This window comes from Vescimonas sanitatis, from assembly GCF_049060325.1.
GTDB lineage: Bacteria > Bacillota > Clostridia > Oscillospirales > Oscillospiraceae > Vescimonas > Vescimonas sanitatis.
Genome location: NZ_JBMGPW010000002.1, coordinates 222655 through 235075, shown reverse-complemented (window position 1 = coordinate 235075; position 12421 = coordinate 222655). Strand labels below are relative to the sequence as shown.

Below are 12421 nucleotides of genomic sequence, written 5' to 3'. Positions count from 1 at the left end.
TTTACATGAAGAAGATTTTTGTGTTGTTGCTGGCCACAGCAATGATTTTCGCACTGGCCGCCTGCGGCGCAACGCCCAATGGGACAGACAATAATAACACACAGGACGACCATCAGGCCGAGACGCCCGACGCGTCTTATGAAGCACCTCAAATCACCGAACTGTATAACGAGGACTTCGACTATACCGACGGCGTGGGCAACAGCGGCCATTATGCCTACCGCGTGCCCCAAATCGAGGCGGACACACAGGGCGCGGAGGCCATCAACAAGGCCATCTCCGATGCGTACACCCCGATCGTGAATGGCGTGCTTGAAGATGTCTCGGATAAGGTCAGCCTGTCCTGTTTCTATGTGGCATGGGAGTCATATCAGTATGAGAATATCCTGTCGCTGGTCGTCTCCTGCGGTTGGGATGCCGATGTGAACGAATACAATGTCTATCTGTATGACATCGTCAGTGGCCAGCAGCTCACCACAGCGGGCTTGCTGAAGGCACTGGATGTGGATGAGACAGCCTTCTTGGAGGCGGTACGCCGCGCTGCCGCTGCAAAGTTCGACACACAGTATGGAGCAATTGCGGGCGGTGATACGGATGAGTTCCTGACGGAACGCCGCGATTGGACGCTGTCCGATGAGAACATCAACATGAGCGTCCGCACATACGCTGATGGTGACGGAAAGCTCCACGTGGTCTTGCCCATCGGCTCTATCGCCGGTGCAGATTCTTATGAGCAGGTACTGTCGCTGGATGACATCGGCGAGTAAACACAGCTCTCCCGACACCTGAAACAAAAAAGCGCTCCTGCGAGGTCGATCCTCGCAGGAGCGCTTTTCCTATACCGGCAGCCTCAGACCCGAAGTTTTGAGCGGAGAGCTTGGCAGCGTAACATACTCCAGCGAGCCGGTTGCAACCGCACGAGCACCGGCAGATGCAGCCTTACAGCCGGAAGCACTTTTTCAGCGCCGTATACTCGCCCAGCACCAGCAGCGTCAGGCTGCTGTCCAGCACCGTTTCCGGCGAGATGGTCACATTGGTTTTGCCGTCTCGCTTCACGCCGAGGATGTTGACGCCGTACTTTCGGCGGATGTCCAGCTCACCGATGCTGTGCCCCTGCCAGCTGTCCGGGACGGCGACCTCGATAATGGCGTGCTTCTCGTCCAACTCTATGTAATCGAAGATGTGGTCGGCGGTGTACCGGATGGCCGCCCACTTCGCCAGCTGCTTTTCCGGGTATGTCACCGCGTCCGCGCCGTTGCGCAGCAGAAATTTTGCCTGTACATCCCGTTCGGCGCGGGACACCACATATTTCGCCCCCAGCTCCTTGAGCAGCGACGTCGTTTCCAGCGAGTTCTGGAAGTCTCCGCTGATGGTAACATAGCAGACATCATAGTTTCCAACGCCCAGCGAGCGCAGAAAATCCACGCGGGTGCTGTCACCGATCTGCGCGTTGGTGACAAAGGGCATACACTCGTTGACGCGCTCCTCGTCCCGGTCCACCGCCATGACCTGATGCCCCAGCTCGCTCAGCTGCATGGCAAGGTGCCGCCCGAAGCGGCCGAGTCCGATCAATAATACGTTTTTCATCGTGCGCTCCTTTCAGCCTACGGTGATCATTTCCTTCGGATACCGGGCATAGGTCAGATCATGCCCGGAGAAAGCGGCGTAGATCAGGGTAAGTCCCCCGACACGCCCGAAGAACATCAGCAGAATGAGAATGCTCTGCGACAGCGTACCCAACTGCGGCGTCAGCCCCAGTGTCAGCCCTACCGTTCCGGCAGCGGATGCCGTTTCATAGAGGCAGGCACCGAGCGGCAGGTTCTCCGCCGCGCTGATGACCGCCGCACCCGCGAAGGTCAGTCCCAAGTACAGCAGCAGGATGGCGGCGGCGTTCCGTACAGCGGAGGGCTCCAGCCTGCGCTTAAAAAGCTGTGGGTCCTCCCGCCTTCGGAAGGCAGCGACCGCGTTGGCGGCCAGCACAGCCAGCGTCGTCACCTTCATGCCGCCCGCGGTGGAGCCGGGCGCGCCGCCGGTCAGCATCAGCAAAATCGTGACCGCCTGTGAGGTGTCGCTCATTTTCGTCAGGTCTGCGGTGTTGTAGCCCGCTGTTCGCGGCGTGACCGCCTGAAAGAGCGACGCCAGAACGCGCTGTCCTGCGGGAAGCTCTGCAAAGTCTGTCAGGAAGAAGAGCAATGCCGGAAGCGCGATCAGGATGACGGTTGCGCTCAGAATGACCTTGCTCTGCATCCGGTACCGCCGCAGGTGCAGCCGATGGGTGCAGACATCGTCCCACGTCAGAAAGCCGATACCGCCCACGATGATCAGCAGCATAATGACGATGTTGACTAGCGGGTCGGATATGTAGGCCGTCAATGAAGGGTAGAGCGTATCCGCCCGCCCCAGAATGTCAAAGCCCGCGTTGCAGAAGGCGGAAACGGAGTGAAATATTGCCATCCACACGCCCCGCAGTCCATAGTCCCGGCAGAACGCCGGCAGCAGCGCAAGAGCGCCGACCAATTCCACAAAGAACGTTCCCTTGAGAATAAACCGCGTCAGGCGCACGATGCCGCCCACCACCGGAGCGGAAATGGCATCCTGCATGGCACTGCGCTCCTTCAGCGAGATATTCTTGCCGGAGAGCATCAAAAACGTTACAGCCGCCGTGATGACGCCTAAGCCGCCGATCTGGATCAGCAGCAGGATGACGGTCTGACCGAAGCCGGACCAGTAACTGCCGGTGTCCTGCACCACCAGCCCCGTTACGCAGACGGCGGAGGTGGAGGTAAACAACGCCTCGTGAAACGGCGTCCATGTGTGGCTTGCGGTGGCGATAGGCAGCATCAACACAAGCGCGCCCAGCAGGATGACGCCCGCAAAGCCGAGGATCATGATCTGGAAGGACGTCAGATGGCGTTTCAGATGGAAACCGGTCTCTGTCACAGGACTCACCTCCTAAAATCGACTGCGTTCCCAATTTCGCGTACAGTATAGCACGGTTTTCGCGTTTCGGCTATACACATTTTGTTAAGATTTCGGCTCAGAACGACCGAGAACAACTGTGAACCTTTCTTTAATTTTTACAGAAATCATTGCAATTTCTTTACGTTTACAGTATGATATGCTGCGCACTAATATTTTGACAAATTTCGCAGGCTTTTCTCCGAGAAAAAGTCTGCTGCGGGAGATATATATGCTGAAAACAAAATCCAATGAGATAACAGACACCCATCAGGCGCCTTGCGAGGCGCCTGAAACGGCGGAGGGCCTCCGCCGCAGCATGTGGCAGGCGTGGCTCCGCAGCCTGCTGCTGTTCTGCGGCGCCAGCGTCTATGTGGAGCTGTGCCTGCACCTGTGCGTCTACCGATCGCTGGACAGGCGGGCGGTCTATCTGGTGCTGTTCGGACTGCTGGGCGGCACGGTCTGCACGCTGCTGACCACGCACCTGCCCAAGATCGCCCGGCAAATCGCGGGCGTGCTTCTGGTCGCCGTGCAGGTGCTGTTTGCCGAGGTGCAGCTGATGTACCACGCCATTTTCGGCAACTTCATGCCCATCAGTCAGGTGAGCATGGGCGGGAACGTCATCACCAATTTCGACTCGCAGATCCTGTACAGCATCGGCAAGAACATCGTGCCCATCCTTCTGCTGCTGGTGCCGCTGATCGTGACGATCCTCTGCCTTGCTCTGCGCAAGCTCCGGGTGCTGACCGTGCGGCTCAAGTGGAGGCAGGCGCTGGCGACGCTGGGCATCCTGCTGACGCTGTTGCTGGTCACCACGGGCATTATGTACGCCGGGCGGGGCAAGTCGTTCTCCGTCTACAAGACCTTCACCAACGTGAACACCTCTACCGACAGCAGCTATAAGAGCGTGGGCATGCTGGCCACCACGGTGCAGGAGCTTCGCTATATGGTCTTCGGCAGCAGCGGCAGCGTCATCATCACGCCGTCCCCGCTGGGCACAGCCACCAGGCAGCTCTACAGCAGCAATTCCTACAATGTGATCGAGAGCATCGACTTTGCAAAGCTGGCGGAGTCTGCGGATAACATCATGTGCAGGACCACGGATGAGTATCTGGCGCAGGTGGTCCCCACCCGGAAGAACAACTACACTGGGCTTTTGCAGGACTACAACCTGATCACCATCTGTGCCGAGAGCTTCTGCCCCTGGTTCATCAGCGAGGAGCTGACACCCACCCTGTACAAGCTGTCCCACACGGGCATCATCTTTGAAAACTACTACGGCACGTTCCAATCCGTCACCACCAACGGTGAGTACACCATGTGCATGGGACTTTACCCGGATATGTCCCGCACCAAGACCGATTCCAGCTTCAACGTGGCGGGCACCAACTATCTGCCCTTCTGCCTAGGCAACGCCCTGAAGGAAAAGGGCTACCAGACCTGGGGCTATCACGACTATATCGGAGATTTCTACAACCGGAACATCACCCACGCCAACATGGGCTATACCTTCAAGGCGGCGGACTCCGGGCTGGATATAAAGATCGACTGGCCCTCCTCCGATCTGGAGATGATGGAGGCCTCAGTGGACGACTACCTCAACAGTGAGACACCTTTCCATGCCTATTACATGACCTTCAGCGGCCACTATCAGTACAACTGGGACAACGCCATGAGCGCCAAGAACCACGACGCGGTGAAGGATCTGCCCTATTCCGAGCCGGTGAAGGCGTATATCGCCTGCAATCTGGAGCTGGAAAACGCGCTGACCTACCTGCTGCAGCGGCTGGAGCAGGCGGGCGTGGCCGATAAGACCTGCATCGTACTGACCAATGACCACTATCCCTACGGCCTGACGGAGGATGAGTACAACGAGCTGGCGGGGCGGGAGATGGATCTCACCTTCGAGAAGTACCGCAACAGCTTCATCTGCTATGTGCCCGGCCTGTCCGAGAACATCGTGGTGGACGAGTACTGCTCCACGGCGGACATCCTGCCCACGCTGCTAAACCTGTTCGGCGTGGACTACGACTCCCGGCTGCTGGCGGGCACCGACGTGCTGTCCAACGGCATACATATGGCGGTGCTGTCGGACAAGTCCTTCCTGACAAAGACCTTCCGCTATGACGCCGGTACGGAGACGGTGATCCCCGCCGACGAGAGCATCGTTATTTCTGACGAGCAGCTGGAGGCCTACCGGCTGTATGTGGACAATAAGTTCCAGATGTCCAGCAACATCGTCAACAGTGACTACTACGCCCATGTTTTCGGCAAGGCGTCCAGCGGCGGCACGCTGGAGGATACGGTGGTGTTTACGGACATCACAGGCATTTTCAACCAGGCCAGCGTCCTCTATATGTACCGCAACGGATATATAGACCCGGAAACGCCGGACACCTTCGGCGGAAAGGCCACGGCAAAGGTGGGCGAATTCGTGGATGTGCTGTACCGCATCTCCCAAAGGCCGGAGACGGACAACACCGCCCTGCCGCCCGATTATGAAACCGAGGAATTCAACAGCTCCGCCTGCCCCTACTACGACGCCGTGTGCTGGGCGTATCAAACGGGGCTGCTCCGTCAGGGCGATCTGCATACGGCCTATGACGACGACATGGATTACCAGACGGCCTGCCTGCTGATCTATCGCTACGCCGCCATGTCCGGCATTGACACCCGCGTAGATCAGGAGCTGCTGCGGCAGACCATGTGGGAAAATCCCCGGCTCAGCGGCGAGGTCGTCAAGGCCATGCTGTGGTGTGACGATCGGGATATCACCACCCGCGACAGCGGACTGAGTGAGCTGCTGGCGGCCTATGACACCCATATCAGCCGCTATCAGATGACCTCGTTCCTGTTCTATCTGTGTACCTATGAGCTGAACTCGCGAAGCGAAGCATAATGCAGCGTTTTGCTTTCATAGACAATGCAAAACGTTTTTTTGCCCGCGCGTGACGTTGGCACCCTTGCTTTTTGACAGGACGCAGAATATACTGAAAACAAAAAAGCCGAGGTATGCACATGAACCTGTTGATGACATTGGATCGGAACTATGTTCCGCAGCTAAATGTAATGCTGTTCTCCGCGCTGCATAGTGACAGCGCCGCGCATTTTGACGTGTACCTGCTGCACGACGAGGGACTGTCGGAGGCGGACGTGGCGGAAACACGAACGCTGCTGGGGCAGCGGGGCGAACTGCACCTGATACGAGTGGACGAGGACGGTCTGGCGGACGCGCCGACCTCCGACCGCTACCCGAAAGCCATTTACTACCGCATTTTTGCGGCCAAATATCTGCCGGACACGCTGGATCGGGTGCTGTATCTCGACCCGGATATTGTAGTGCGCCAGAGTCTGCGGGAGCTGTATGAGATGCCGATGGGCACGGCGTTTTTTGCGGCGGCCACCCATATCCGCGGCTTTCTGCACCGTTTCAATGAGCTGCGTCTGGACATGGACGAGGACAGTCCCTATATCAATTCCGGCGTCATGCTGATGAATCTGCAGGCACTGCGGGCGGAGCAGGATACGCAGGCGGTATTCGACTACATGGACGCCCACAAGGGGCGGCTCATGCTGCCGGATCAGGACATTATCAGTGCCCTGTACGGCCAGCGCATCCTACCGCTGGATCCCATCCGCTACAACATGACGGAAAAGCTGTTTGCCCTCCACCGGCACAACGGAGACGGCATGACGCTGGAGGACGTGCGGCGAGGGTCGGCGGTCATCCACTACTGTGGGCGGAACAAGCCCTGGAAGCCTGGATATATGGGGGAATTGAACGTGTTTTATAATGAAGCAGTCTCTCAAATGTCAGAGAACGGTCATCATTGAATTATTTTTGTATCATATATGGCAATAAAGTGCGGCAGTTCAGCAACTGAACTGCCGCACTTTTGCATCACCCCACGCGGCGTCGAAGCTGATGGCACAGACCTTCTGGCTGCGCTCCACAGAGTAGATGGGCAGCTGCCGAGTCGTGGCCGCAGCGCTGACAGATGCTGGGTAGTTCACCGCGTAAAAAATGGCCGCAGCGGCCAGCAGCGCCGCACCGCCCACCATGTACCAGCGCCGCAGGAGGAGTATTTTGACCTTGCTCATAAAACGTGCGCCCCTTTCTGTTTTTTGCCCTATCCTATGCCGCTCCCGGTGGAAATATATCCCGCGGCGGTGCCTCGCAGCCTGCCGGCCGCACAGGGAAAAGGACCGTCCGTTTGAAACGGGACGGTCCTTTGTATGGAGGGGGCGGGGCACAAGGAGTAAGCGCCGCCGCGGAGGAAGATAACTTATTTACGCAGGAACAGGTCGATCTTAGACTTGGCGCGGGCCTTGACGCTGGCTTTACCGGCCTTGACCATCTCGTAGTAGTCGCCATTGGCAGAGCCGCTGAGCAACCCTTCCACATAGGCCATGCGGATCTCCGTGGCAACATTGATCTTGCGAATTCCGATCTCAATAGCGGTCTGGATCATATCGTCAGGGATACCGGAACCACCGTGCAGCACAAGGGGCACATCGGTGACGTCACGTACCTCCTGCAGGCGCTGGTACATGGTGGGCGGTGCGGCGCTGCTGCCGGAGCACTATGACGGCGAGATACTCCTGCCGTTTTTCCTGGAGGGCGGCAGATATACCATAGACAACGTACACTATGTCCGTGAAGGTGACACGCTGGTGCCTGCCGGCGAGACGGAATTTGCCCGGGACACCACTTTCGCCTATCGCGCCTCCGACCTGACGGAATGGTGCCAGGAAAAAACCGGCGGCGCCTACCCTGCGGAGCAGGTGGTATCCATCTCGCTTGACGAGCTGCGCCGCCGCGACTATGACGCCGTCTGCGAAAAGCTGATGGGCGTTTCCGGCTTCAACAAAGTGGTGGTCAACGCCGTATGCTATGACGATGTAGCGGTGTTCGTTACCGCCTATCTGCGCGCGGCAGCCCGGGGTAAGGTATTTATGTTCCGCGGCTCGGCAGCCGTGGTCAAAATCCTGGGCGCGGTGAGCGATCAGCCTCTGCTGCAGCGGGAGGATCTTATGTGCGCCGACCAGCGGAACGGCGGCATCATTGTCGTCGGCTCCCATGTCCGCAAAACCACAATGCAGCTGGAGACACTGCAAAAGGGCTGCCCGGAGATCGAATACATCTGTTTTGATGTGAACACCGTATTTGACGATGCCGCGTTGGCGGCAGAGCGCCGGCGTATTCTGGACCGTACCAACACACTGTTGGCAGACGGCACGACCGTGGCGGTATACACCAGCCGTATGGTCCTGCGCTCTGAGGATGACCAGCGGGAAAAAAATCTGGCGATCAGTGTGAAGATCTCGGATGCGCTCACATCACTGGTTGCCGACCTGACAGTGCGGCCTGCCTTTGTGCTGGCCAAGGGCGGCATTACCTCCAGCGATGTGGGCGTAAAGGCGCTGCGGGTACACTGTGCGCGGGTCCGTGGTCAGATCGCCCCCGGCGTTCCCGTTTGGGAGACCGGCGAGGAGAGCACCTTCCCGCACACGCCCTATATCATCTTCCCCGGTAATGTGGGCACAGAGGGTACTCTGTGCCAGGTGGTACAGACATTGCTCAAAAAGTGATGTGCCGCCCACAATATACGAAAACTAAGCAAAGCAAAAGAAAGAACGGATGTCTACAGAAAGGCATCCGTTCTTTTGCTGCGGCAGGCCCGGGACGGATGACCGTCCCGGGCCTGCTGGCATAAACGGAACAGGAAAGCTGCGCCGTTTGTCTTCAGTTCTCCTCAGCAGCCGCAGCCTTGGCGGCCTTGCGCTTCTTGATTGCCGCGCTGATTGCGGGGGACACCAGAGACGCAATGGCCAGCACGATGAAGATAATGGCAATGGGGTGCTGCCAAATCGTCTCGGAGGACCCCAGCAGGTCAATACTGCGGCGGGCATTTTTCTCTGCCAGGGATCCGAGGACCAGGCCCAGAATGATAGGTGGCATAACAAAGTCCAGCTTGATCAGGACAAAGCCGATCACACCCATGATGAGCATCAGGAAAACTTCCTCCAGATAGTGGTTCAATGCGAAGGTGCCTGTAATGCAGAATGTCATGATGACAGGCACCAGATATTTGTTGGGTACATCGATGACCTTGCCGAAAACACGAATCATCGAGAAACCGCAAATACCCATCAGGATATTGGCAACAAACAGAGCAATGAACACGATGTAAGCCTTGCCGGGTTCCTCGGTGAACAGGGACGGCCCGAAGACGATACCCTGCATCGTCAGCGCACCCATCATGACCGCGGTACCGGCATCGCCGGGGATACCCAGAGCCAGCAGGGGCACGAACGCGCCGCCGGCGATAGCGTTGTTGGCGGCCTCGGAACCTGCGATACCCTCGGGGGAGCCGTGGCCGAACTTTTCGGGATGCTTGGAGAAGCGCTTGGCCATGTTATAGCCCACCCAGGAGGCAATATCGCCGCCGGTTCCGGGTACAGCACCGATGAAGGTACCCAGAATGGAGGACCGGACCACCGTGGGAGCGATGGTCTTCAAATCATCTTTGCGGGGAAAGACCCGTTCGATTTTAACGCGCTCATGCAGCGGCTGCTCGTTGTATTTCTCCTCAATGGTCTTGAGCACCTGTGCGAAAGCAAACACGCCGATCAAGATGGGGATCATAGCCAGACCGCCCTTGAGGAAGGAGCCGCCAAAGGTAAAGCGGTACGTGCCGGTAAAGTTATCCACACCCACGGTAGCAAACAGCAGGCCCAGAATACCGCCCATCAGACCCTTGATCACGGATTTTCCGGACACACTAGTGATGATGCTAATGCCGAAAAAGGCCAGCGCGATCAGCATGACCTTGCTGCGGCAGCCCATCAGATATTCGATCGCAGGGATCATAATGAGCAGCGCCAGCAGCATACCGACGATCTTCATCAACACCACAAAGCTCACAACAATTCCCAACATGATGTACACATGGATCATTCCGGGGCTTTTCCAATCGATAGCCTTCTTTTCCTCACCGGGTTCTTTTTTTAGCGCCGTTTCGATGATCAGTGCCACAGACAGCAGCGCCAGCGCACCGGCCAGAATGCAGGACCATACCGCGGGATTTTTCTGCGCCGGGTATGCGGAGGCGATAGGGGGTGACAAGCCGCGCCAAATATGATACACTGATATGGATGACCGCAAGGAGGACACCACCATGCATATCAACTGGTTCAAGGACGAAAATCACCTGGTCTATATCAACGGAGAGACACAGCTGGCAGAGCTGGAACGGACGCTGCACTTCCCCGGTCTGGCGGACGCCGCCAACGAGCTGCGGCGGCACCCCACAGCGGAGGGCTTCACCATCAAGGGGCCAAAGCGCACCAGCGGCCGTCTGTTCGTGCCGGATCTGACCTTCGGTGAGCACATTGAGATGGGCGAAAACATTTTCTTCTATATGGGAGAGATGCAGGAATGCTACGTCATCTACTGGCTGGACGCTCCGGTAGCACAATAAGCGGAAAAGGGCCGCCCCGTTCGGGGCGGCCCTTTCATGTCATGTGCAGCCGTTCAATCGCTGGCGCCGGTATGCACGACCTTGCCCATGTTCCACAGCAGCGCCACGCGGCGCGCGGACTCCAGACGTTCCTCGGGCGTGCGGTACTCGGCGTGCGCCGTCTCGGCCCCGCAGTCCATGCAGGCCACGGAGACGGACCAGCCCTGCTCATCCTGCATGGCACCCACGCCGCGGCAGATGGGGCAGTCCTGCAATTCAATATCAAAAATCGGGTCCATGTACATCCTCCTATGGGTCAGGTTGGGCTCAGTATAGCGCATATAGCGGGGAAAGGCAAGAAAAATATCCCCCCTCCCCTGCCATGCAAAAACGCCCCGGCGCCTTTCGGCGCCGGGGCGTTTCGCTCCTGTTACTGAATGGAGATGGCGCTGTTCTTGGGCAGCTGCTTCTTCACATTCTTGGGCACGGAGATGGTCAGGATGCCATCCTCAAACCTGGCGCTGACGTCCTCCGGCTCCACCGCATCGCCCACATAGAAGCTGCGGCTGCACGCGCCGGCGTAACGCTCCTGACGGATGTACTTGCCCTTCTTATCCGTCTCGTCCTTGTCCAGGCCCTTGACCGCCTGAATGGTCAGCACGCCGTCCTTCAGCTCCAGCGTGACCTCATCCTTCTTGAAGCCCGGCAGATCCACGTCCAGCTCATAGGTATCCTCCGTCTCGCGGACATCGGTACGCATCAGGTTCCTGGCGTGCTTGCCGTACAGCGGGTCACGGCCGCGGGGCATCATGCCGAAGGGATCGCCAAAGAAATCATCAAACAAATTCTCACCAAAAATGCTGGGCAACATATGTCATTCCTCCATTCGAAGCTCTCCACGCGCTACGGCTCACGCCGCCGGCACATGGCTGTCACCACTGATTTGTATACATTTCATCGCCCCTCGGAGGTTCGCTTCCGTTTCCCTCCCTCAAGGTTCGGCTTTATTATAACGCCGATTTTAGCACTGTCAATAGGAGAGTGCTAATGTTCACAGAAGTCACGATATTTGTTCACAAAATATGCGATTTCTCTGGCGCAGTGCCGTCCGCCGTGATACAATAGGCACAACATCCCATGCAGGAGGACAGTTTATGGAACAGTTTTACGATAAGGTCAGCGCCTCCGCCGCATACATCCGGGCGCACATCCCCCAGACACCCACAGTGGGCATCATTCTGGGCAGCGGGCTGGGTGGTCTGGTGGACGCCATGACGGACAAGACCGTCATCCCCTACGGGGATATCCCCCACTTCCCCTGCTCCACCGTGGCGGGCCACGCGGGCAATCTGGTCATCGGGCGGCTGGGCAGTCAGGTGGCGGCGGCGCTTCAGGGGCGGTTTCACTACTACGAGGGCTTCAGCATGAAGGAGGTCACCTATCCGGTGTATGTGCTGGCACTGCTGGGGGTAAAGACCCTGATCGTCACCAACGCCTGCGGCGGCATCAACCGGACGTTTGTCCCCGGGGACCTGATGCTGCTGTCGGACCACATCAATATGCTGGGCGCCAACTCCCTCATCGGTCCCAACGACGAGCGCTTCGGCCCCCGCTTCCCGGATATGACAGAGGCCTATCCCCACCGCCTGCGGGAGAAGGCCCATCAGGCCGCCGGGGCGCTGGGCTTCGCGTGCAAGGAGGGTGTGTACGCTATCTTCCCCGGTCCGTGCTATGAGACGGCAGCGGAGATACGGGCCTATGAGCACCTGGGCGCTGACGCCATCGGTATGTCCACCGTACCGGAGGTCATCGCCGCCAACTATCTGGGCATGGCGGTGCTGGGCATCGCCTGCATCACCAACATGGCCACCGGCATCGCCAGGGAGAAGCACTCCCATCAGGAGGTGCTGCGTATCGCCAACGAGAGCAGCCAGAAGCTCTGCGCGCTGGTAGAGCGCGTCGTGCGAGAGCTGTAACGCAAAAACGCCCTCCCGGCGGGA

At 58.2% G+C, this 12421-nt stretch carries 13 protein-coding genes; 6 read left to right on the top strand and 7 right to left on the bottom strand.

The window, feature by feature from the left end; genetic code table 11:
* The first annotated feature begins 5 nt into the window (after positions 1 to 5).
* On the top strand, positions 6 to 767 hold the full coding sequence (locus ACOMDU_RS04005; RefSeq protein ID WP_421129147.1) for a hypothetical protein: 762 nt from the start codon (positions 6 to 8) through the stop codon (positions 765 to 767).
* Between the two features lie 172 nt (positions 768 to 939).
* Here the strand turns inward: ACOMDU_RS04005 and ACOMDU_RS04000 are convergent, their stop codons facing one another.
* Both ACOMDU_RS04000 and ACOMDU_RS03995 read right to left on the bottom strand, forming a co-directional pair.
* A complete protein-coding gene (locus ACOMDU_RS04000) occupies positions 940 to 1587 on the bottom strand; it encodes a potassium channel family protein (RefSeq protein ID WP_421129146.1) in 648 nt (215 codons plus the stop codon).
* 12 nt (positions 1588 to 1599) lie between these two features.
* Positions 1600 to 2889, bottom strand: coding sequence for a TrkH family potassium uptake protein (locus ACOMDU_RS03995; protein ID WP_421129281.1), 1290 nt, complete (start codon positions 2887 to 2889; stop codon positions 1600 to 1602).
* A 301-nt stretch (positions 2890 to 3190) separates the two neighbouring features.
* Here ACOMDU_RS03995 and ACOMDU_RS03990 point away from each other — a divergent pair, with 301 nt between their 5' ends.
* A complete protein-coding gene (locus ACOMDU_RS03990; RefSeq protein WP_421129145.1) occupies positions 3191 to 5857 on the top strand; it encodes an LTA synthase family protein in 2667 nt (888 codons plus the stop codon).
* A gap of 119 nt (positions 5858 to 5976) precedes the next feature.
* Positions 5977 to 6792: a glycosyltransferase family 8 protein gene (locus ACOMDU_RS03985; RefSeq protein WP_421129144.1), complete on the top strand. Its 816-nt coding sequence runs from the start codon at positions 5977 to 5979 to the stop codon at positions 6790 to 6792.
* A gap of 39 nt (positions 6793 to 6831) precedes the next feature.
* On the opposite strand, the gene ACOMDU_RS03980 is transcribed toward ACOMDU_RS03985, so the two are convergent.
* Both ACOMDU_RS03980 and ACOMDU_RS03975 read right to left on the bottom strand, forming a co-directional pair.
* Complete coding sequence (locus ACOMDU_RS03980; RefSeq protein WP_022135775.1) at positions 6832 to 7059, bottom strand: hypothetical protein; 228 nt, start codon at positions 7057 to 7059, stop codon at positions 6832 to 6834.
* Positions 7060 to 7244: 185 nt separating this feature from the next.
* A complete protein-coding gene (locus tag ACOMDU_RS03975; RefSeq protein ID WP_421129143.1) occupies positions 7245 to 7511 on the bottom strand; it encodes a class II fructose-bisphosphate aldolase in 267 nt (88 codons plus the stop codon).
* Between ACOMDU_RS03975 and ACOMDU_RS03970 the strand changes: the two genes are divergently transcribed.
* Positions 7510 to 8550 (top strand): nucleotide-binding domain containing protein, encoded by a 1041-nt coding sequence (locus tag ACOMDU_RS03970; RefSeq protein ID WP_421129141.1) that lies wholly within the window; start codon positions 7510 to 7512, stop codon positions 8548 to 8550. The genes ACOMDU_RS03975 and ACOMDU_RS03970 overlap by 2 nt on opposite strands.
* A gap of 154 nt (positions 8551 to 8704) precedes the next feature.
* On the opposite strand, the gene ACOMDU_RS03965 is transcribed toward ACOMDU_RS03970, so the two are convergent.
* The gene (locus ACOMDU_RS03965) at positions 8705 to 10087 is read right to left on the bottom strand and encodes a tripartite tricarboxylate transporter permease (protein WP_421129140.1); all 1383 of its coding nucleotides are present in this window, start codon (positions 10085 to 10087) and stop codon (positions 8705 to 8707) included.
* A gap of 25 nt (positions 10088 to 10112) precedes the next feature.
* Between ACOMDU_RS03965 and ACOMDU_RS03960 the strand changes: the two genes are divergently transcribed.
* Entirely contained in the window at positions 10113 to 10442 is a 330-nt protein-coding gene (locus ACOMDU_RS03960) for a hypothetical protein (RefSeq protein WP_421129139.1), read from the top strand.
* Between the two features lie 53 nt (positions 10443 to 10495).
* On the opposite strand, the gene ACOMDU_RS03955 is transcribed toward ACOMDU_RS03960, so the two are convergent.
* Together ACOMDU_RS03955 and ACOMDU_RS03950 are read right to left on the bottom strand one after the other, a co-directional pair.
* Positions 10496 to 10720: a Lar family restriction alleviation protein gene (locus ACOMDU_RS03955; RefSeq protein WP_022135770.1), complete on the bottom strand. Its 225-nt coding sequence runs from the start codon at positions 10718 to 10720 to the stop codon at positions 10496 to 10498.
* Positions 10721 to 10851: 131 nt separating this feature from the next.
* Positions 10852 to 11292: an Hsp20/alpha crystallin family protein gene (locus tag ACOMDU_RS03950; protein WP_421129138.1), complete on the bottom strand. Its 441-nt coding sequence runs from the start codon at positions 11290 to 11292 to the stop codon at positions 10852 to 10854.
* A gap of 283 nt (positions 11293 to 11575) precedes the next feature.
* Between ACOMDU_RS03950 and ACOMDU_RS03945 the strand changes: the two genes are divergently transcribed.
* The gene (locus tag ACOMDU_RS03945) at positions 11576 to 12397 is read left to right on the top strand and encodes a purine-nucleoside phosphorylase (protein ID WP_022135768.1); all 822 of its coding nucleotides are present in this window, start codon (positions 11576 to 11578) and stop codon (positions 12395 to 12397) included.
* The last annotated feature ends 24 nt before the right edge of the window (positions 12398 to 12421 follow it).